Raw genomic sequence first — 20,747 nt, forward strand, 5'->3', positions numbered from 1 at the left:
AGCTATTTCCCCCTTGTCAACTATTGAAACACTATGCTATAATTTATTTGGTTATTTTTTAAAATTATAGCGTAGTGTTTAGATTGCTCTGCAAAGCAATCTATTTTTTTATATTTAAATTTTTTCTATGTTTCATTAAATTCTTAAGAGCTTGTTTATAGCTAATTATGCCTATATCTCTTCTATCTGTCTTAACTAGCTCTTTTAGAATTTTTATTTTTCTCTCTAATTTTTGTAAATCTTTGGGTGTACTTACTTTCATATTAAATTCCCTCAATTCAAAACTAATGTTAAAATCATTTTTACACCTCTCCTTAGTCACTAGTGGAGTTAGGTTTATACTAGTGCTTGACCTGCATTACTTAAATTTATAATTTAAGTACAGGAGCTAAATCTCCTAAAACTTTACTTAAAATATTTTTTAAATCTTCATTTTCCTTTCTAAATTTGTTTAATTCTGCTTCCATTTTTCTTCGTTCAATTGGAGAGTATTTCTCTAATCTAGTTCCCTCCAGTTCCGCTATATGTTGTGGATTAAATCTTACAGCTGGTACTCCATCAACTGTACTTATAAGTCCTTGTTTTCTCCAATTATCTATTGCTTTTTCTGTTACTTGCCATCTCTCAGCAACTTCTCTTTTTGTTAAAAGTTTTTCCATCTTATTTACTCACCCTTAATCTTCATATTTTTAAAATTATATATAATTTATCAATTGAACAATTATATATTTGACTTAGTTTCAAAATATTTTTTTTAGAAGGACTTCTTGCTCCATTCTCTATCTTATAAAGCATACTTTTGCTAATCCCTAACTGTTCAGAAACATAATCTGTTGTCATATTTTTTTGTTTTCTTAAATCTTTTATTGTTTTATTCATATTATGTTCTCCTTTCATTTACATATTAGCACAAAACGTGCTAATATTAAAAGCACACTTTGTGCTTTATTTCCTTTATATTTATTATTTATATTTATTAACCTCTTTTTATCGCTAAAATACTTAATATTTCATTGACTTTAGCACATTTTGTGTTAAAATTTATTTTGAGGTGAGTTTTGTGTACGGTCAAATAATAAAATCTTTAAGGAAAGAAAATGGATATACCCAAGCAGAATTAGCAAAAAAACTTAATTTTAAAAGTGCTTCTGCTATAGGAATGATTGAACGTGAAGAAAGAGAATTAAATTTAGAAACTTTAAAAGCATTAGCAGATTTATTCAATGTGTCAACTGACTATATATTGAATGGAACTAAAGATTTTAATACTGAAATTACTATTCCTAAAGAATATAAAGATAAATACAAAGTAACATCTAAAGATAAAAAACAATATTTGGAAGAAATGAAAAAATCAAATGAAGCATTCTTTATGAATGATGAATTAAATGAAGAAGCTAAAAAAGAAATGTTAGATTTAATGTCTGAACTTTTTTGGAAAGCAAAATCTAAAAACAAAGAGAAGAGAAAAAAGAATTCAGATAAGTAGGTGCACCATGAGAAATTATAAATTAAAGGTCAATAATCTTATAAAAAAATATAACACTAGAAATCCATATGCTTTAGCAAAATTTTTGGGGATTGAAATAATTGAAGATTACTTTAGTGAAAGTATGCCAATGGGTTTTTTCAAAAAAATATTGAAGCAAAAATTTATAATAATTAATTTAACAAAGGTAAAAAGTGAAAGTGATTATAATTTTGTTTTAGCTCATGAACTTGGACATGCAGTTCAACATAGTTCAAATGATGCATTTTTTCTACATGATCACACATTTTATCAAAGAGGTAAATTTGAAATTGAAGCAAATAAATTTGCAGCTCAATTACTAATTGATGAAAATAAAATAGACCGACTAATATTAGAAAATATGACTATTGAACAAATAGCTCTCTGTTTAAATGTTCCTAAAGAACTTGTTGAATATAAATTTTACACATACTAATTTATATTAAATATTTGAGGTGATAATTTGCAATATTCTACAAATATACGTAAAAAGGATAAAGGCTATCAATATATTATTACGTATAAGTTAAATGACAAATGGAAAACTAAAAGTAAGCAGGGATTTAAGAAAAGGCAAGACGCACAAATAGCTATGGATAAAGCTATTACAGAGCTTGATAAATTTGTTAAAAATAATATTGATTTATCTTTAACTGAAATTACTTTTGAGCAATTTTCTAAAATGTATTTAGACCATATACGTTTATATAGAAGTATCAACACCATATTAGCTATTAAAACAGTTTTAAATCACTTTCAATGTTTAAATGATAAAGAACTTTCTAAAATATCTAATGTTGATATACAGTCTGTTGTAGATGATTTAACACGTATTGGAATAAAACCCTCTACAGTTCGTGACTATATAATTAAGTTAAATACAATATTTAAATCTGCTATAGATGATTATAATATATTAGATAAAATGCCAACACGAAATTTGAAATATAGTAAAGATAAAGCGGAAATAAAAAAACGTGCATTAAATAAATTTGAAGAAGAAAAAATCTTATTAGATTTTAAAGATAGTAAATACTATCTTGTGATTTTAATTGCTCTAAAATGTGGCTTAAGACTCGGTGAAATATTAGGACTTACATGGGAGGATATAGACGAAGTAAATAAAACCATTAATGTAAACAAGCAATGGAAACAAACTGGAATATCAACTTATGGATATGGTTCTTTAAAATCAAAAAATTCTAATAGAATTGTGCCTTTTTCAGCTAATGTATTAAATGAATTGAAAAAGCATAAAAAAGTTGTTAATATTAATACTAGAATTTTTAATTTTAAAAATACTGATTCAATTAGTATTTGTATTAATAGATTATTCAAAATTAATGGGTATGACATTACTGTTCATGAACTTCGTCATACTTATGCTACAAAGTTAATCAGTAATGGAGTAGATTTTAAAACTGCTGCTAAACTTCTAGGTCATACAGTTGAACAGACTATGAAAACTTATAGTCATGTTAATGATGATATGATGAAACGAGCAACGAATATTATTGAAAATATTTTTTAATCACATTTTTGACGAAATTTTTGACGAATTGAAATACAACCTTGACTTTAAGCGGTTTATACGCTATTTTAAGTATATTACTTCATTATTGTAAATATTATTTAAGGGACGTGATTCTATGGAAAACAAAAAAGTAAACGTATTATTTTCTAAAGAAGAAATTGATAAAGCTAATGAACGTTTAGGTGCTGAAATTTCAAAAGATTATGAAGGCAAAAAACTTTATGTTCTTTCTCTTTTAAGAGGTAGTTTTATATTTGCTGCTGATTTAGTAAGATATATTTCTGTACCAACAAAAATAGGATTTATGACAACATCTAGCTATGGTCATAACGAAGAATCTTCAGGTAATGTTATTATTGTGAATGATGTACCTGACAATATAGAAGGATTTGACGTACTTATCGTAGATGACATAGTTGATAGTGGTATTACTATGAAATTTGTAGTTGATCATGTTAAATCTTTAGGTGCAAATTCAGTTAAATGTTGTAGTCTTTTAGATAAACCATCTAGAAGAAAAGCAGATATAAAACCTGATTATTGTGGTTTTTCAATTGAAGATTTATTTGTAGTAGGCTATGGATTAAACTATGGTGATTATTATAGAAATATTCCTTACATATTTAACTGGGAAAGCTAAAAAAGGGCTATATAGCCCTTTTTTTATTTTGCATTAAGATCTACAATAGATGATTCCGGTATTTTTCCAACTATTATAGTCTCTGCTATTGGTACTTGTGTAACTACTTTAACATCATTACTTGTAGTGGGTAATATAACCTTTACTGTGGCTGTAACTTCTACGTATATTTTATGCCTAGTTTGATTTATACCTGCACTTTCAAAATCTGATATATACTTAGATTCAACATATCCTATTGGTTGCATTTTAGCTTTTATTCTAGGTCCAAAATTGGATAAAAGATTATTTTTAGTAATGTATCCTATAGGAAACTCAATTTCTTCATCCTCCAAATTTTTCAACTTATCTTGTATATCTAATGATAATTCTGTAGCTATCTTATTCATTTTTAAAGTATCTGCTTTTAATAAGACTATATTTCCTTTTTCATCTTTATCAAATTTTACAATTTCTTCATAATTGAAATTATCTATGTATTTTTCAATGATAGTTTCATTAATAAGATTAACTGATTTTGCACGCATCTCTCCATCACAAATAACTAATATAGTGGGAAGTATTATCTCATCAAAGTAGTACATAAAAGCCATTAATACAGTTAATATAAATATTATTATAGATATTAGCTTTATTTTCTTCCCTTTTTTCATTAAAATTACCTTCCTTTTGTTTTTTTTACATATTTATGATTAATTTATTAAAAATTAGTAATAATATATTATATGTGTATTAATTTATATACAGAATAAAAATATGGTAATTTTATTAATTCCTTTGATATGATATAATACAAGGAATAAACTACGAAAAGTTTAAGAAATCTTAAGGAGGACGCCTTATGAGTGAAAATAAAGCTAAAAAATCAAAGCCTAAAAAGCCTAAATGGAAAAAAGTTGTTAAGGTAATATTAATTACAATACTTGTATTGTTTTTTTCTTGTGCCGCTATCGGTACAGGTGTTATATATGGAATTGCTCAAACTTCTCCAAAACTTAATTTAGACGCTTTCTTAGAAGTAGAAGAAACATCAACTATATATGACTCTAAATCGAATTTAATAGATGAATTCATTACTCCCGAACGTAGAATTACTGTAACTTCTGAAGAAGTTCCTAAAATTTTAAAAGATGCTTTTGTAAGTATAGAAGATGAACGTTTTTATACTCATCCAGGAATCGATATTAAAAGACTCGGCGGTGCTGTACTTGAAGATATAAAAATAGTTTTAGGTCTTTCTAAAGGCAATCTTCAAGGTGCTTCTACAATTACTCAACAATTAGTAAAGTATAGATATTTTCTTGAAGATTCATTAGAAAATAGAACCTCTATTAAAAGAAAAGTTCAAGAAATGGATTTAGCTTTAAAAGTTGAAAAAGAATTAAGCAAGGAACAAATATTAAATTCCTATATGAACATAATTTTTCTTGGTGGAACATCTCATGGTGTAGAAGCCGCTTCACAAATGTACTTTAATAAATCAGTAGGAGACTTAACAATAAAACAAGCTGCCTTTATTGCTGGTGCTGCTCAAAATCCAACTGTTTCACATTATAATGCTTATGAAAATTATAAAAATGGAACACCTTTTGACTCTCCAAGAACTAAAGCAGTACTTGCTAAAATGTTAGAACTTCAAAAAATATCTAAAGTGGAATATGATACTGCAATGAATGAACCACTAACATTTACATTTTCTAAAAAATCTATAAATATGATGAATTATGAATATTTTTCAAGACCTGTTATTAACGAAGTTGTTAATGATATGGTTAATGTTTATAAAATTAGCAAATCTGAGGCTTTAGAAAAACTTATGTATGGTGGATATAAAGTATATACTACTATGGATACAGAACTTCAAAACAAAGTTCAATCTGTAGTTGATGATACTAATGGTGAAATTATTAATCCAAATAATTTTCCAAAAGCTCAAGCTTCTGCCGTAATCATGAATTATAAAACAGGTGAAGTTAAATGTATAATCGGTGGTCGTGGAACTCCAGAACCTAACTCTTACAATAGAGCTGCTTCTGAAAATTTCTTAAGATCTCCTGGTTCTAGTTTGAAGCCACTTACAGTTTATGCACCTGCTATTAATGAAAAAATATTAACTGCTGGAAGTATGGTAGAGGATTCCCCTATACCTAGTGATATAGGTTCTAAGTATGGAAATCCACCATATGATCCAAAAAATTCACCACCAACTTATGATGGATATATGACTGTTAGAGATTCTATTAGAAGTTCTAAAAACACTGCTGCTACAAAAATTGTAGATAAAGTTAGTTTAGCCACTTCTGTAAGTTATGGTGAAAAATTTAAAGTTCAATTAGATGAAGAAGACAAAGCTTCAATGGCTGCTATAGCATTAGGCCAATTAGACGGTGGCTCTTTAGGTGGTACAAATCCATTAACTCTAGCTGCTGCCTATGGAACTTTTGGAAATAACGGAGTATATACTAACCCTAAACTATATACTAAAGTTTTAGATAGACATGATAAAGTTATTTTAGACAATAAGTTAGAAACTGAAACTATTCTAACTCCTCAAGCTTCTTATATAATTTATGATTTATTAAAAGAGCCTATAATAGGAACAGGTCCTAGTGCAAACTTTGGAAATATGGAAATACGAGGTAAAACTGGTACATCATCATTCTCTAATGACGTTACATTTGCTGGTTTAACACCATATTATTCTGCAGCTGTTTGGATAGGAAATGATGATTATAGTTCACTAACTAATGAAGCTGCAGGTATTTATATGAATAGTGATATTCCTGCATTACTTTGGGGACGAATTATGGGTATAGCACATGAAAATTTACAATATGCTGAAGTTCCTAGACCTAACGGAATTGTAAATTTAGACGTTTCTAGAGACTCTGGAACATTGCCAACAGAACTATCATATAAAGATCCTAGAGGTAATAGAGTTTACACTGAAATGTTCATAGCTGGTACTGAACCATCATCTTTAGATAATATTCATGTAGAAGCAAAAGTTGTAAAAGGAGAAGATGGCAAATACTACTTACCATCTGATAAAACTCCAAAGGATAAAATAGAAACAAGGGTATTTATTAAAAGAGATTATAGCCCTTCAGCAACTTTAAATGATTCTCAATGGGTTTTACCAACCGAAAAAGATCCAACAGTCTATAAGGAGAAGGAACCATCTAAACCTAATAAACCTACAGTTCCTGTAAAACCTGAGGAACCTCCTAAAAATGAGGTTCCGCCTAAAGAAGATGATCCATCTAAACCTATAGATCCATCTAAACCTGCTGAAACTACTGAAAATTTTATTCACAATTTATTTTCAGCAATATTTAAAAGCTAATATTTGAGCATTATAAAAAGGTTATCTAAAATATTAATTTATATTTTAGATAACCTTTTTAAATTTTATTATTGTTTTGATTTTGGTTTACTTATTATTGACATTATATATCCAAAAACTATTGCAGCTGCAATCCCACCAGCTGCTCCTTGAACACCGCCTATAAACACTCCTAAAAATCCTTCTTTGTCAACAGCTCTCATTACTCCATTAGCAAGTGAATAACCAAATCCAGGAAGTGGAATAGTTGCACCTGCTTTACCTATCTTAACTATTTTCTCATATATTCCCAGCGCTTGTAATATAACACCACTAGTAACAAATAGTACAAGTATTCTTGCTGGAGTTAATTTTGTTGTATCCATAAGTATTTGACCTATAACACAAATTATTCCGCCTACTATAAATACTGATAAATATTCGCTCATTTAATTCTCCCCCATTTCTACTGCAACTGCATGTGCAATTCCTGGTATACTTTCACCTTGCAAAGGAGATATACTATTTAATAATGCACCTGTAGAAATTAAAAGAACTCTTTTAAACTCACCATTTAGTAGTCTTTTATATATATATGACCCCATTACTGAGGCTGAGCATCCACAACCACTACCACCAGAGTTAGTTCCTTGATTTTCATCATCATATATTTCATCTCCACAGTCTATGTAGTTATTTCTAATATCAATATTAAATTCCAAAAGCAACTTTTCAGTTATGCTTTTCCCTACTTTTCCCAAATCACCTGTTACTATTAAATCATAGTAGTCAGGTTTTAATTTAGTATCTTCAAAATGTTGCCTTATTGTATCTACTGCTGCCGGAGCCATAGCTGCACCCATTTCATTTGGATCTTTTATACCATAGTCTTTAACTTTTCCTGTGGTGATATAAGTTATATATGGTTTATCTTTTTCTTGAACACTACTAACCATCATAGCCCCAGCTCCTGTTACTGTCCATTGTGCACTTGGTGCACGTTGACTTCCCATTTCTAATGGCATTCTAAACTGCCTTTCTGCAGCTGAAAAATGTGATGAAGTTGATGCAATAACATATTTTCCACAACCAGATTCAACACACATACCAGCAACTGATAAAGTTTCAGTCATATTAGAACAAGCACCATACATTCCTATATATGGTATTGATATATCTCTTGCCATAAAACTAGATGAAAATAATTGATTTAATAAATCTCCACTAAATATATAATTTACATCACTTTCTTTTAATCCTGCATTGCTTATACAACCCTGTACTGCAATATAATGCATTTTACTCTCTGCCTTTTCAAAGCTTTCACAATTACACATGTCATCTTCTAGTACATTATGAAATTCATCTTTTAATGGTCCTTGACCTTCTTTAGGACCAACAACAGTATAAGTTGATATTATCCTAGGTTTACTTTCTAATTTTACTGTTTGCTTTCCTATTCTAACAGCCATATAATCACCACCTCATAAAATAATAAAAAATACCAACTATTATAGATGAAGTTATTCCATAAGCTAATACTGGTCCTGCAATTGTAAATATTTTAGCTCCAACACCTAATATATATCCCTCATTTTTATGTTCTATAGCAGGAGATACTACCGAATTTGCAAATCCAGTTATTGGCACAACTGAACCAGCACCTGCATAATCACCAATTTTATCGTATACTCCTAATCCTGTTAAACTAGCACCAATAAATATCATTATTATGGGTAAATATACTTTAGCTTGTTCAATACTTATTCCAAATGCAATTAATATGTTATATATAATTTGTCCTATTGTACAAATCAATCCTCCTGTCCAAAATGCTCTAAAACAATTTCTAAGCAATTTAGGTTTTGGTGTTTCTGATTCATATAATTTTTCAAATTTCTTTTTTATAGTTTTTTCTTTCATAAATAAATTTCACCTCACTTATTAAAAATTTCTTTTACATATGTTTTATTATTAGTATTTACTCAATATATTATTCTTAAATAAATAAATAAAGCTAAGTGGCACGTTCTAACCACTTAGCTTCTCTTTCATTTTCTTTAAAACTCTTTTTTCTATCCTTGAAACTTGAACTTGACTTATACCTAACATTTTAGCTACTTCTATTTGTGTTTTATCTTTAAAATATCTAAGCATTATTATTTGTCTTGATTTATTATCTAATTTTCCTAGTGCTTCTTTTAATGCAATTTTATCTAATACTTCTGTGTCTTCTTCATAATCCTCACTTAATTTATCTATTAATAGTACCGGAGCCCCGTCATCATGATGTATTGTATCATATAAATATTGCATATTATTAGATGCTTCTAGTGCTGTTATTATTTCTTCCTTATCTATTCCTGAAAATTCAGATAATTCCTCAACCGTTGGCTCTCTTCCAAGCGTTTTTGCCAACGTATCTTTATCATAATGTATTTTCTTTGCAATAGTTTTTATGCTTCTACTAACTTTTATTATTCCATCATCTCTTAAAAATCTTTTTATCTCTCCTACTATCATAGGTACAGCATATGTTGAAAATTTAACATTAAAACTATTATCAAAATTATTTATTGCTTTTACAAGTCCAATACATCCTATTTGAAATATATCATCATACTCATATCCTCTATTAAGAAATTTCTTACTTAAAGAAGAAACTAAAGGTAAATTCATTTCAACTAAGTAATCAAGAGCTAATTTGTCACCATCTTTTGCCCTTTTTATAAGTTCCATATTATCATTATAATTGTATCCATTAGATTTACTATTTTCGTTCATAATATTCACCTATCTTAAGGAATTAAAAGTTTTGCTCATAGTAACTTTAGTTCCTTTTCCCTTTTCAGATAAAATTTCTACTTTATCCATAAAAGTTTCCATAACAGTAAATCCCATTCCTGATCTTTCTAAATCTGGTCTTGATGTATATAATGGTTCTCTTGCTTTTTCCAAATCATCTATACCAACACCTTCATCTATAACAACAACTGTAAGTTTATTATCATCTATATACCCTTCTAATTTTACTAATTTACTTTCATCTTCTTCATATCCATGAATTATTGAATTTGTAACAGCCTCAGAAATAGCTGTTTTTATGTCACTTATTTCTTCTATTGTTGGATCAAGTTGAGCAGCAAATGCTGATACTACCACTCTTGCAAAGCTCTCATTTTCAGATTTACTTAGAAATTCTACTTTCATCTCATTATGTTTCATTTTTACATACCTCCATTAAATGCTTCCAATAGCATCTTTTACATCATCATAAACATCTATAATCTTAAATAAACCTGATAGTTCAAAAATCCTTTTTACATTTGGTTTTAAATTAGTAACACATAATGTTCCACCCTTTGCTGCTAATTTCTTATATCTTCCTATAACTGCTCCAATACCTGAACTATCCATAAAAGATATTCCTGAGAAATTTAAAATAAGTTTATTAATCCCATCTACTTCCATTTTATCATCTATTTTATTCCTAAGCTCTGACGCACTATGGTGATCTAATTCCCCTACAAGTTCAACAATCATTTTATCATCTGCATTGCTAAAAGTTAAAATCATATCCCTACCTCCAGATTCTATATTTTGGTAACTTATAATTATATGTATAACAACATCATAATATTACTTTTTAATTATAACATATATTATATTAAATTACATTATTTTCCTATTATTTTACATAATAATTTTCCTTTTGTCTAGATGTACATAGTTCTAAATTTGAAATTTAATAATTTTGATCCATTTTAAGAAATTATTTATAAAAATGTAGAAGGTATATGAGTTTATTTTTCATATACCTTCTACATTTTTATATTACTTTTTCAATTAAATTTATTTCTTCAGATGTAAGTTTAAAATATTTATATAAACTTTCATTATCATATTTTTCTATTTCATTTATGTTAGGTATTAAAAGTTTCATAAGATTATTGGGATAATACTCATATAAATCCTCACCTAACTTCTTTGCAAAAGACTTAAAATAAAATTCATATAATTTACTATTTAATATATACAATAGATATTTGTAATTGAATTCCATATCTTCTTTTAATATAAGTGCGTATACATCTGCACTAAAGTAGCTGCCTGAGTCTAATGAAAATTTATTGCTTGCAGCTTTAAATGGAAATATTATTTTTTCTTTTTCAAATATTTCTTTGTTTCTACCCCATTGAAGTTGATACCATTTTCTAACACCCTTTACACATTCTCTTCTTCCACTTAATTTTTGTTTATAAAATGCTATATGATTTATACAATTTAAATATTTTTTCTCGTCTTCTATAGAGTCGGAATATATTAAATAACTTTTTTTTCTATTTACTTCATTTTGTTTTATAAAACTTCCTTTTATCCATGGTTTTAATATATCATTCTCTAACTTTTCTACTTTTACAGTTATTTCATCTACAACAAAAGCTTTATCACATCCAGTTATAATTCCCTGATGACTTGTACATATATCTGAAAGTTTTACTTCACATTTTTCTTCTATTTTTTCAATTATTCGCTTAACACTATCACTTTTCAAAATCCATCTGTCTTTTTCTAAACCTTTTTGACTTATTAAAAACTTGCTATATTCTAATCCTTCATTTAAAAACAATGATTTGTAAAACTTATCGTCTTTTCTCCCTTTATCAGATATTGGTTTTATAATTTCAACATCCTTATATTCCATATCTAATGACTTTTTCTTATTCATAAATATTATTACTGGATCTATTCCTATTCCTTTAAATGGCCTAACACCATAAAAATCTACTATTCTTTCTATGTGTGTGCTTTCCGTAAGTGTTTTTCTAAGTTCACTACCACTAGAAGACTCTAAAAAATATCTAGATGTTATAAATCCTATTTTTCCATTACTTTTACATACATTTAAAGATTTTTCAAAGAAACAATATGAAATATCACTTTTATCCTTAAAAATATTTTTATATGCTTCTTTTAATTTTAATGAATATTCCTTATTTATAGATTTAGGTCCTACATATGGAGGATTTCCTATTATAATATCAAATTTATTATCTGCATCCCAAAATAAAAAATCTGTATTTAAGAAATTCTTTTCATCAAAAAAATTACTATAATAAAATAAATCTATTTTTAATATTTTTAAAGCTAATTTATCTATATCAAAACCAAACAAATTATTTTTTATAATATGTTCACTTAGATTGTTTTCATTTAGTTTTAATTTATTTTTCTTATTAACTTCTTTTAAGTTTTTTATATAAATATTATAAAGATGTAAAAAACAAGGTATTATAAGATTTCCGGCTCCACAAGCTGGATCTGTTATTTTTATATAAGGATTATTTATAACGTTTTCCTCTATTATAGTATTTTCAACAATATACTTACTTATTGGATATGGAGTATAAACTATACCCTTTTCTTTATTTTCTTTTAACGACTCATAGTAATATTCCCCTATCATTTTACTATCATCTATCTTTATATCTCTTTTAAAACTATTTATGGCTGTTTGTTTAAATACTTGATCTATAGGACTTTTTAGAAGTTCATACAATTCTTCTATTTTTTTTATTATGTCTAACTCCACAATAACTTCCCCCTTTTCCCAAAAGTTCAAAATATTTTATCAAGTTCAGTATATCATATTTTGTAAAAATATTGAATATTCTGAGTAATTTTAAATAAATATAACAAAACAGCCACTAAAAATTAAATTTAGTGACTGTTTTGTTATATTTACTATTAAATTTTTTCATTTACTATAGATAAAATTTCATCTCTTTTTTGAATACCATCTTTTACAAGATGTTCTATTTCTTCTTTTACAGTAGCTATATAACTTTCATCTTTTATTGAACCTAAATTAATTCTTACGTTCAATATGGCTGCTTCTAATCCACTTTGTGCCATAAGTGCTGCTACTCCAGCATCTGATATAGCATTTTTATTTCCATGTTTTGCAACCACTAATATATAATCATATACATCAAATGTTCTCTTAGCTGTTTTTAGAGGAACTTCTAGAGACTTTTTGTATCCTTCTTGTATTTTTGCACTTCTAGCTGATTTTTCTTCATCACTTTCTTTTGGCATTTTAAATGCCTTCATAAGTTCTAAGAAAACCTCTGTATCTTCATTCATTAAATCTAAAAATTCATCTTTTAATGAGTTACATACTTTTAAGCTATTATTAACTTCTTCTTTTTCAACTTCACCTAATGCTTCATAAGCTTTCTTTCCTATTGTTAAATTACATACCATTCCAACTAAAGCTGCTGATAATGATGATGCAATTGCAGCTACGCTTCCACCACCTGGTGCTGGTGAATTAGATGATAATTCACTAATAAATTCTCTAACTGTTTTATTGTCTAACATTTAAATTCCTCCTAAATTAATTTTCAACTACGATTTTACCATTTTTTATTACCTTATGCACAGCATTAATTCCAAAATGATAAATTAAGTAATTCAAGTTTTTAGAATTAAACATAACTATATCTGCTTTTTTATTAGGCTCTATACTTCCTATTTCTTTTTCCCTATTAATTGCTGCTGCTGAATTTATTGTCATTGCATTTATTATTTCTTCTGGAAACATTCTCATTCCAAAAGCAGCAAAAGTCATTACTGCTTGCATAGATTCTGTTGGTGATGTTCCTGGATTACAGTCTGTTGCAAGTGCTACTGCAACACCATTTTCTATCATATCTCTAGCTCTTGCAAAACTACCTACCATTAAATAAAATGCTGTTGATGGTAATAATACAGCCACAACATTATTCTTAGCTAATGCTTTTATTCCCTCATCACTAGCTGCAATAAGATGTTCTGCTGAAATTGCTTTAACTTCTCCTGCAAGTTCAGCTCCTCCCATTGGTTCTACCTCATCACCATGTACTTTAGGAATTAATCCATATTTTTTTCCTTCTTCTAAGAATTCTCTGCATTCATCTACTGAAAATACTCCATCTTCACAGAAACAATCAACAAACTCTGCTAAATTTTCTTTTGTTATATGTGGAAGCATTTCTTTAGCAATTTTTAAGAAACCTTCTCTATCGTCTTTATATTCTGTTGGTAGTGCATGTAGTACCATAAATGTTGATACTACATCTATTGGATGAATTTCATTCAATTTTTTATTTACTTCAAGCATTTTTAACTCTGTTTCTAAGTCTAATCCATATCCTGATTTACTTTCAACAGTAGTTGTTCCATAATTAAGCATTATATCTAATCTTTTTTTGCTTTCTTCAACTAATTCATCTAAAGATGCTTTTCTTGTATTTTTTACTGTACTTAATATTCCACCACCAGCATTTAATATATCTATATATCCCATTTTATTTAGTTTCAATGGAAGCTCATTTTCTCTAGACCCACCATATACTAAATGTGTATGTGGATCTACAAGTCCTGGTGTTACAGTCTTCCCTGTTCCATCAATAATTGTAGTTTCATCATTTATATATTTTTTATAATCATTTCCTTCTCCAACTTCAATTATTACATCATCCTTAATAACTATATAACCATTTTCTATTATTCCTGCATCTTTTATTTCATCTTTTGTTTTTTTATGACTTCCTTTACATGTAACTAAACAGTCAATATTCTTTATTATCATTGACATATACTACACCTCAACTGTAAATAATCTTAAATTATTCACTTATTCTTTTTTCTAATATTTGATCCATTGAAAAATCTTCTATTTGAAGATAATATTCTGCACAATTAATTAAAGCTTGCATTGGTACAAGACCTATAACTTCACTACCTACTACTGGCACTCCATATCTTTTTGCTTCCATTTTAACCATTTCAAAAGCTCTATATACTGCAGTTTTTTCATAATTTACAAGGTTCATAGATACTTGAGCTATGTTTCTTTCTTCAAGCATTACTCCCATAGCTTTTACGAATCTTAATCCACCACCTAGATTTCTTACTGTCTTAGCTATTTTATTTGCAATTTCTAATTTATCTGTTCCTAAATTTACATTGAATGCTACTAATGGTTGTCTTGCTGCTATAGCTACGCAGCCACCTTTTACATTAACTTCTTTTGGACCATAGTCTGGAGACCATTTTTCTTCTTTTATTTTCTCAAAGAAACCTTCATATTGTCCTTTTCTTACAGTAGCTAGGTTTTCTCTGTATGTTGCTGATGCTGCCTTCTCATATAAATATACAGGTATGTTAAATCTTTCTCCTATAGTCTTACCAACTCTATTTGCTATTTCAACGCATTCATCCATTGTAATTTCACTTATTGGAACAAATGGAACTACGTCTAATGCACCCATTCTTGGATGAGCCCCTTCATGTTTACTCATATCAATAAGTTCATAAACTTTTTCAGCCATATTTATAATTACTTCTTCAACTTTAACTGGATCCCCAACTAAAGTTACTACACTTCTATTATGGTCTGCATCGCTTGAATAGTCTAATAACTTGACACCATCTTTTCCTCTAACTGTGTCCATTATTTTTTCTATCTTCTCTTTGTCTCTTCCCTCACTAAAGTTTGGTATACATTCAATAATTCTTGCCATAACAAAATCCCCCTTCAAAGCATTTATATTTAATAAAATTTTAAAGTTTAGTTGTAGAGAAAAAGATTTTTCTTCTTCTCTAATTGACTAAACTATTTTAAGCTAAATATTTTAAAATTTAAAAGCTCATATTAATAATCTAATTTTGTAACATTTTCAACTGCTGATAATATTTCTCCTGATTTAATTAAATCAAGTACTCCATCTAATTCTTTATACATAACTACATCTTTTTCTATGAAACTTACTTTATTTCTTATTGCTTTATAACATTCTTTAGTTCCTTCTCCCAATTCTAGATTTTCTCTAAAATCAATTGCTTGACATGCTGCTAAAAGTTCTGTTGCTAATACTCTTTGAGTATTTTTTAATATATCTCTTGCTTTTCTAGCTGCTATCGTACCCATACTTACATGATCTTCTTGATTTGCAGAAGATGGTATAGAGTCTACGCTTGCTGGATGAGCTAAGATTTTATTTTCTGATACTAATGCAGCTGCTGCATATTGTGTTATCATAAATCCTGAATTTAATCCACCATGTTTAACTAAGAAAGCTGGTAAATCATTTAGTTGATAATTTATAAGTCTTTCTAATCTTCTTTCTGATACATTAGCCATTTCAGCAACAGCTATTCCTAAAAAGTCACTTGCTAATGCAACTGGTTGTCCATGGAAGTTTCCTCCTGATATTACATCTCCTTCTTCAGTAACTATTGGATTGTCTGTTACAGAATTTATTTCTGTTTCTATAACTTTTTGAACATATCTAACTGCATCTTTACTTGCGCCATGTATTTGTGGTACACATCTTAATGTGTATGCATCTTGAACTCTTATATCTCCTTGATTAGTTACAAAAGTACTGTTTTTAACAAGGTTTAATATATTTTTAGCAGTTTTTCCTTGACCCTCATGATTTCTTATTATATGAGTTCTACTATCGTATGCATCCTTTATTCCCCTCAATGCTTCTACTGTCATAGCTGCTGACACATCACTAAGCTTTACTAAATTTATAGCATCATAAGTAGTTATTGCTGCTACAGATGTCATTACTTGAGTTCCATTTATAAGTGCTAACCCTTCTTTAGCTGTTAATTCTATAACTTCTATATTAGCCTTTTTCATGGCTTCTCTACCACTTAATATTTCTCCTTCAAATTCAGCTTCACCTTCACCAAGCATTGGTAACACCATATGAGAAAGTGGTGCTAGATCTCCTGAAGCTCCTAATGAACCTTTTTCTGGTATACATGGATGAACTTTTTTATTTAACATTGCTATTAAAGTTTCTAATGTTGATAATCTAATTCCTGAATATCCTTTTGATAATGCATTTGCTCTTAGTAACATTATTCCTCTAACATATTCTCTGTCTAACTTCTCTCCAAAACCACAAGAATGAGAAATTATTAAATTTCTTTGCAATGTTTTACAGTCATCTTTGCTTATTGTTACATCTGCAAATTTTCCAAAACCAGTTGTTATTCCATATATAACTTCTTCATTCTCTACTATTTTATCTACTATTTTTCTTGATTTAATAACTCTTTCTTTTGCCTCATCACTAATTTCCACTACAAAATCATTTCGCACAACATCTATTATTTGTTGTAGTGTTAAATCGTTTCCATTTATAATTACTTTATTCATTTTTAATAGCCCCCTCTTTATATTAGTAAATTTAAAAATTAATAAAACTATTTTTTAATTCTATTAAATAAAATATAAAATTCCCCAATTTTTATATTTACAAATAAAATTTACTACCCTTTTACTATATAAATATATTTATACATATTCTTTATAATACCTGTTTAACCTTCTAAAAATGAAAAATAAATTGTCTGAATATTTTTAATTTGATAAAGTCCTAAATTATTTTACAGTTTTATGTATATTTTTATATAAAAATATAGAAATAGACTTATTAAAACATAAGTCTATTTCTATTTACAGATTTTAAAATAATTTTATACAATTATATCTATTAAGAATTCTTAATTTTAGATTTTTTAATAAAATTTTCTGATTCTATAGATTTAATATCCTGCATGTCATTTCTTTGTATTAGTGCCATAGATATTAGTACTAATACACTTCCTACTATAATTCTAAAATTTAATTTTTCATCTAAGAATATATCACTTAATAAAAGACTTACTATTGGTTCTAAATTTCCTAATATAGCAGCATTAGAACTTCCTATAATTTTTGCACCTTGTAAAAAAAGAATAAATGGTATAACTGTTGATATTAAGGATAATATTAATATATATATAATTCCCATATAGCCTATTTTAAAATTGATTGAATTAGTTGCTACCCCCATTAATCCTGTTGTTATTGTACAAGTTGCAACAACATAAAAAATAATAACAATATTATTAATTTTTCTTATTGATTTAGTATTTATTCCTATTACATATGTGGAATAACTTAATGCAGCTAATAATACAAATATTAATCCAATTGATTTTATTTTGCTTTGTCCTATTCCTATTATTGTAATAATTCCTATTGTTGATAACACTAAACTTAAAGTTTTTCTTTTTGTAATTTTTTCTTTAAAAATAGTAAACTCTATACATGAAATTATAGTTGGGTAAATAAAGAATATCATACTCGCAACACCAACAGGCATGTAATTATACGATGTAAACAAAAATATTGACATAAGTGAATATCCTAAAAAACCTAGTGTACAAACCAAAATTAAATTTTTTATATTTAATTTTATCAATATCCTTTTATGTTTTAAATAAATATAAATTATTATTGAACTAAATAAGAATCTTAAAAATAATGTAGATTGAACATTAGAACCTGATTCATATGATAACTTAGCTAGTATTGGCATAATTCCAAATAAAATAGCTGAACATATAACATATATTTTACCCTTTAAATTCTCCATAATTAACACTCCATTTTACATATTCATTTAAATTTATCAACTTCAATATTTATGCCATATTATATTTTCAACCATCTTTTGAATTTATGCATATACTAGATAATCAATCTACATTATCAATTATCCCCTATTAGATGTCAAAAATTAATAAATTTCTTATTAATTTACATAAAATATTGTTTTCTATTTGTCTTAATCAATTTAATTTTTTAATATAATATTAACTTTTAAAATTTACTTATCTCTTCCTTCTGTATAAGTGTATTTTAAATCTATTGAGCCAAATGTTGGTGCCATATACTCTTTAACATAATTATGAACATATGTGTTTTTCAATCTCCAAACTGTTGGACTAACTACAGCATCTTTATATATAAAGATTTTTTCAGCTTCATTGAATAATTTAGCTCGCTCTTCATTATCACTAGTTTTAGATGCCTTTATTACTAATTCATCATATTCACTATTTTTCCATCCTGTTGGAACTGTACTAGCTGTAGACATGAACATGTCAAAATACGTTATTGGATCATTATAATCTGCTGATACAGATTGTGATGCTATTTGATAATCTTGCTCATTAGTCCTTTTTTGAAATATTGGCCACTCAACAAAATTACACTTTATATTTATACCCAATTTACTTTTGAAATTTTGTTGATCAAATTCAGCCATTTGCTTAGAAGATGAACTTGTTCCTGATTGTAACAATGTTAATGTGTGATTCTCTGGATTTGGATCTAAATTTTCTTCCTTTAACCCTTCTACTAATAATGCTTTAGGATCTGGATTTTCTTTTTTTAGTTCATTAATAGGTTCATAGTTACTCTTTTTTCTAAACTCCTCATTACCTACAAAAACTGTTGGTGGTACCCATGCATAAGCTGGTTCAGCTAAATTCTTATATAATGTTGAAACAGCACCTTCTCTATCTTGCGCTAATAGTAATGCCTTTCTTATTTTAGCATTCTTTAAATACTTATCGTTTTGATTAAAAAAAGTATAACAAATTGATGTATCATATCCTTTTTTTACACTAAATTTATTACTTTCATCTAATTTTTTTATCCATTCCGGACTACTTACTCCAGCTAAATCCAAATTACAATTTAATAGTTCATTCATTCTTGCACTTTCTTCTTTTATAATTTTAAATGTAACCTTTTCAAGTTTTACTTTATCTTTATCCCAATATTCTGAATTTTTTTCTAATTTAATTTCACTATTTTGCACCCAACTTGAAATTTTAAAAGGACCTGTATATAGCATTGTATTTACCTCTGAACCATATTTCTCACCACTTTTTTCTATAATGTCTTTTCTTTGTGGTTCCATAATTTTTGAATATGTCATATTTAAGAAATATGCACATGGATGTTCTAATTTTATTTCTAATGTTTTTTCATCTAATGCTTTAACTCCTACATCCTCTATTTTTGCTTTCCCAGCATTAAACTCTTCACCATTTTTTATAGGAAATAATAAATATCCACATGGCGATGCAGTTTTAGAATCTAAAGTTCTTGTTATTCCATATACAAATTGCTCTGCAGTTACTTCTTTTCCATCACTCCAATTAGCATCCCTAAGTTTAAATGTCCATGTCAATCCATCTTTAGATGCTTCCCAACTTTCAGCAATTCCAGGTTTTATTAAATCCTTTCCATCTTTATCTGTCTCTAATCTAGTTAATGCTTCCATAGTATTAACATGAATCATTGTAGAATAAACATCATAAACTTTAGATGGATCTAGCGTTTGTGGGTCTGAACCTAATAATAAATTTAAGTATTGATCCTTATCAATACTTGCACTTTTTTCTTTTGTATCTTCTTTGATATTATGTTTATTACTATTTTTTTTCTTGGAATCACTTCCACACCCACCTAACACCATTGTTGATAATACCGCCACTAATAATATATTTGCTATTATTTTCTTTTTTCTCATAATTCTACCCCCTCAATATTTTACAGATTGTTTTTATAAAATTTTATTGGTTAATTTAATATATCTAAATTTTTATATTGGTATTTTAATTATTTCCCCTTGTTTTTATATTATATCTCTTATAATTTTAAGTCAATAATTAAATATATTGAACTTTTTATCTATTGTGACAAAGTTTTTTTACTTATATTAATATATTTTTTATTATGCTGAATTTATTTTTTTACACTTTATTAATTATAAAGTGAATTTTTATGTATATTATTTTCTTTTTTAAGGCTTTAATGTATTAAATTGAT

At 27.5% G+C, this 20,747-nt stretch carries 22 protein-coding genes; 5 read left to right on the plus strand and 17 right to left on the minus strand.

Annotated features, from left to right (window positions below; translation table 11 throughout):
* Positions 1-100: 100 nt before the first annotated feature.
* The 3 genes from AC07E4_RS18460 to AC07E4_RS18470 all read right to left on the minus strand — a co-directional run bounded on the left by AC07E4_RS18460 (position 101) and on the right by AC07E4_RS18470 (position 879).
* Positions 101-262: a hypothetical protein gene (locus AC07E4_RS18460; RefSeq protein ID WP_478217149.1), complete on the minus strand. Its 162-nt coding sequence runs from the start codon at positions 260-262 to the stop codon at positions 101-103.
* Positions 263-368: 106 nt separating this feature from the next.
* On the minus strand, positions 369-659 hold the full coding sequence (locus AC07E4_RS18465) for a histidine kinase (RefSeq protein WP_478217150.1): 291 nt from the start codon (positions 657-659) through the stop codon (positions 369-371).
* Between the two features lie 22 nt (positions 660-681).
* On the minus strand, positions 682-879 hold the full coding sequence (locus tag AC07E4_RS18470) for a helix-turn-helix domain-containing protein (protein WP_478217151.1): 198 nt from the start codon (positions 877-879) through the stop codon (positions 682-684).
* Positions 880-1,060: 181 nt separating this feature from the next.
* Here AC07E4_RS18470 and AC07E4_RS18475 point away from each other — a divergent pair, with 181 nt between their 5' ends.
* The 4 genes from AC07E4_RS18475 (at position 1,061) to hpt (ending at position 3,684) form a co-directional block, all read left to right on the plus strand.
* Positions 1,061-1,489, plus strand: coding sequence for a helix-turn-helix domain-containing protein (locus AC07E4_RS18475; RefSeq protein WP_478217152.1), 429 nt, complete (start codon positions 1,061-1,063; stop codon positions 1,487-1,489).
* A 7-nt stretch (positions 1,490-1,496) separates the two neighbouring features.
* Positions 1,497-1,946 carry an ImmA/IrrE family metallo-endopeptidase gene (locus AC07E4_RS18480; protein ID WP_478217153.1) on the plus strand — a complete coding sequence of 150 codons (450 nt, stop codon included), beginning with the start codon at positions 1,497-1,499 and terminating at the stop codon, positions 1,944-1,946.
* A gap of 27 nt (positions 1,947-1,973) precedes the next feature.
* Positions 1,974-3,041, plus strand: a complete 1,068-nt coding sequence (locus AC07E4_RS18485) for a tyrosine-type recombinase/integrase (protein WP_478217154.1) — start codon at positions 1,974-1,976, stop codon at positions 3,039-3,041.
* A 118-nt stretch (positions 3,042-3,159) separates the two neighbouring features.
* Positions 3,160-3,684 (plus strand): hypoxanthine phosphoribosyltransferase, encoded by a 525-nt coding sequence (gene hpt / locus AC07E4_RS18490; RefSeq protein ID WP_040330226.1) that lies wholly within the window; start codon positions 3,160-3,162, stop codon positions 3,682-3,684.
* A 23-nt stretch (positions 3,685-3,707) separates the two neighbouring features.
* Here hpt and yunB read toward each other — a convergent pair whose 3' ends face one another.
* Positions 3,708-4,337 carry a sporulation protein YunB gene (gene yunB, locus AC07E4_RS18495; protein WP_051540477.1) on the minus strand — a complete coding sequence of 210 codons (630 nt, stop codon included), beginning with the start codon at positions 4,335-4,337 and terminating at the stop codon, positions 3,708-3,710.
* Between the two features lie 188 nt (positions 4,338-4,525).
* On the opposite strand from yunB, the gene AC07E4_RS18500 reads away from it, so the two are divergent.
* The gene (locus AC07E4_RS18500; RefSeq protein WP_478217155.1) at positions 4,526-7,030 is read left to right on the plus strand and encodes a transglycosylase domain-containing protein; all 2,505 of its coding nucleotides are present in this window, start codon (positions 4,526-4,528) and stop codon (positions 7,028-7,030) included.
* Positions 7,031-7,098: 68 nt separating this feature from the next.
* Here the strand turns inward: AC07E4_RS18500 and spoVAE are convergent, their stop codons facing one another.
* The 13 genes from spoVAE to AC07E4_RS18565 form a co-directional block, all read right to left on the minus strand.
* Complete coding sequence (gene spoVAE, locus AC07E4_RS18505) at positions 7,099-7,458, minus strand: stage V sporulation protein AE (protein WP_040330224.1); 360 nt, start codon at positions 7,456-7,458, stop codon at positions 7,099-7,101.
* Positions 7,459-8,481, minus strand: coding sequence for a stage V sporulation protein AD (spoVAD, locus tag AC07E4_RS18510; protein WP_040330222.1), 1,023 nt, complete (start codon positions 8,479-8,481; stop codon positions 7,459-7,461).
* Between the two features lie 4 nt (positions 8,482-8,485).
* Positions 8,486-8,932 carry a stage V sporulation protein AC gene (gene spoVAC / locus AC07E4_RS18515; protein ID WP_040330221.1) on the minus strand — a complete coding sequence of 149 codons (447 nt, stop codon included), beginning with the start codon at positions 8,930-8,932 and terminating at the stop codon, positions 8,486-8,488.
* Positions 8,933-9,040: 108 nt separating this feature from the next.
* Complete coding sequence (sigF, locus tag AC07E4_RS18520; protein ID WP_081771052.1) at positions 9,041-9,793, minus strand: RNA polymerase sporulation sigma factor SigF; 753 nt, start codon at positions 9,791-9,793, stop codon at positions 9,041-9,043.
* 9 nt (positions 9,794-9,802) lie between these two features.
* Positions 9,803-10,234: an anti-sigma F factor gene (gene spoIIAB / locus AC07E4_RS18525; protein ID WP_040330220.1), complete on the minus strand. Its 432-nt coding sequence runs from the start codon at positions 10,232-10,234 to the stop codon at positions 9,803-9,805.
* A 15-nt stretch (positions 10,235-10,249) separates the two neighbouring features.
* Positions 10,250-10,585: an anti-sigma F factor antagonist gene (gene spoIIAA / locus AC07E4_RS18530; RefSeq protein ID WP_040330219.1), complete on the minus strand. Its 336-nt coding sequence runs from the start codon at positions 10,583-10,585 to the stop codon at positions 10,250-10,252.
* Between the two features lie 253 nt (positions 10,586-10,838).
* Positions 10,839-12,602 (minus strand): Eco57I restriction-modification methylase domain-containing protein, encoded by a 1,764-nt coding sequence (locus AC07E4_RS18535; protein WP_341350024.1) that lies wholly within the window; start codon positions 12,600-12,602, stop codon positions 10,839-10,841.
* 155 nt (positions 12,603-12,757) lie between these two features.
* Positions 12,758-13,393, minus strand: coding sequence for a cyclodeaminase/cyclohydrolase family protein (locus AC07E4_RS18540; protein ID WP_040330218.1), 636 nt, complete (start codon positions 13,391-13,393; stop codon positions 12,758-12,760).
* A gap of 16 nt (positions 13,394-13,409) precedes the next feature.
* On the minus strand, positions 13,410-14,645 hold the full coding sequence (gene hutI / locus AC07E4_RS18545; protein WP_040330337.1) for an imidazolonepropionase: 1,236 nt from the start codon (positions 14,643-14,645) through the stop codon (positions 13,410-13,412).
* Between the two features lie 37 nt (positions 14,646-14,682).
* Positions 14,683-15,579, minus strand: coding sequence for a glutamate formimidoyltransferase (ftcD, locus tag AC07E4_RS18550; RefSeq protein WP_478217156.1), 897 nt, complete (start codon positions 15,577-15,579; stop codon positions 14,683-14,685).
* Between the two features lie 131 nt (positions 15,580-15,710).
* Entirely contained in the window at positions 15,711-17,234 is a 1,524-nt protein-coding gene (gene hutH, locus AC07E4_RS18555; RefSeq protein ID WP_478217157.1) for a histidine ammonia-lyase, read from the minus strand.
* A gap of 337 nt (positions 17,235-17,571) precedes the next feature.
* On the minus strand, positions 17,572-18,498 hold the full coding sequence (locus AC07E4_RS18560; protein ID WP_478217158.1) for a DMT family transporter: 927 nt from the start codon (positions 18,496-18,498) through the stop codon (positions 17,572-17,574).
* 234 nt (positions 18,499-18,732) lie between these two features.
* Positions 18,733-20,448, minus strand: a complete 1,716-nt coding sequence (locus tag AC07E4_RS18565; RefSeq protein ID WP_478217159.1) for a peptide ABC transporter substrate-binding protein — start codon at positions 20,446-20,448, stop codon at positions 18,733-18,735.
* Positions 20,449-20,747 lie beyond the last annotated feature (299 nt).

It is taken from the genome of Clostridium amazonense (assembly GCF_056431285.1).

Coding starts and splice junctions, on each gene's coding strand:
- spoVAE (WP_040330224.1), bottom strand. CDS start 7,458: ATGAGCGAATATTTATCAGTATTTATAGTAGGCGGAATAATTTGTGTT.
- spoIIAA (WP_040330219.1), bottom strand. CDS start 10,585: ATGATTTTAACTTTTAGCAATGCAGATGATAAAATGATTGTTGAACTT.
- AC07E4_RS18560 (WP_478217158.1), bottom strand. CDS start 18,498: ATGGAGAATTTAAAGGGTAAAATATATGTTATATGTTCAGCTATTTTA.
- hutH (WP_478217157.1), bottom strand. CDS start 17,234: ATGAATAAAGTAATTATAAATGGAAACGATTTAACACTACAACAAATA.
- sigF (WP_081771052.1), bottom strand. CDS start 9,793: ATGAACGAAAATAGTAAATCTAATGGATACAATTATAATGATAATATG.
- spoVAD (WP_040330222.1), bottom strand. CDS start 8,481: ATGGCTGTTAGAATAGGAAAGCAAACAGTAAAATTAGAAAGTAAACCT.
- spoIIAB (WP_040330220.1), bottom strand. CDS start 10,234: ATGAAACATAATGAGATGAAAGTAGAATTTCTAAGTAAATCTGAAAAT.
- hpt (WP_040330226.1), top strand. CDS start 3,160: ATGGAAAACAAAAAAGTAAACGTATTATTTTCTAAAGAAGAAATTGAT.
- AC07E4_RS18480 (WP_478217153.1), top strand. CDS start 1,497: ATGAGAAATTATAAATTAAAGGTCAATAATCTTATAAAAAAATATAAC.
- hutI (WP_040330337.1), bottom strand. CDS start 14,645: ATGATAATAAAGAATATTGACTGTTTAGTTACATGTAAAGGAAGTCAT.
- AC07E4_RS18500 (WP_478217155.1), top strand. CDS start 4,526: ATGAGTGAAAATAAAGCTAAAAAATCAAAGCCTAAAAAGCCTAAATGG.
- spoVAC (WP_040330221.1), bottom strand. CDS start 8,932: ATGAAAGAAAAAACTATAAAAAAGAAATTTGAAAAATTATATGAATCA.
- AC07E4_RS18540 (WP_040330218.1), bottom strand. CDS start 13,393: ATGTTAGACAATAAAACAGTTAGAGAATTTATTAGTGAATTATCATCT.
- AC07E4_RS18465 (WP_478217150.1), bottom strand. CDS start 659: ATGGAAAAACTTTTAACAAAAAGAGAAGTTGCTGAGAGATGGCAAGTA.
- ftcD (WP_478217156.1), bottom strand. CDS start 15,579: ATGGCAAGAATTATTGAATGTATACCAAACTTTAGTGAGGGAAGAGAC.
- yunB (WP_051540477.1), bottom strand. CDS start 4,337: ATGAAAAAAGGGAAGAAAATAAAGCTAATATCTATAATAATATTTATA.
- AC07E4_RS18565 (WP_478217159.1), bottom strand. CDS start 20,448: ATGAGAAAAAAGAAAATAATAGCAAATATATTATTAGTGGCGGTATTA.
- AC07E4_RS18460 (WP_478217149.1), bottom strand. CDS start 262: ATGAAAGTAAGTACACCCAAAGATTTACAAAAATTAGAGAGAAAAATA.
- AC07E4_RS18470 (WP_478217151.1), bottom strand. CDS start 879: ATGAATAAAACAATAAAAGATTTAAGAAAACAAAAAAATATGACAACA.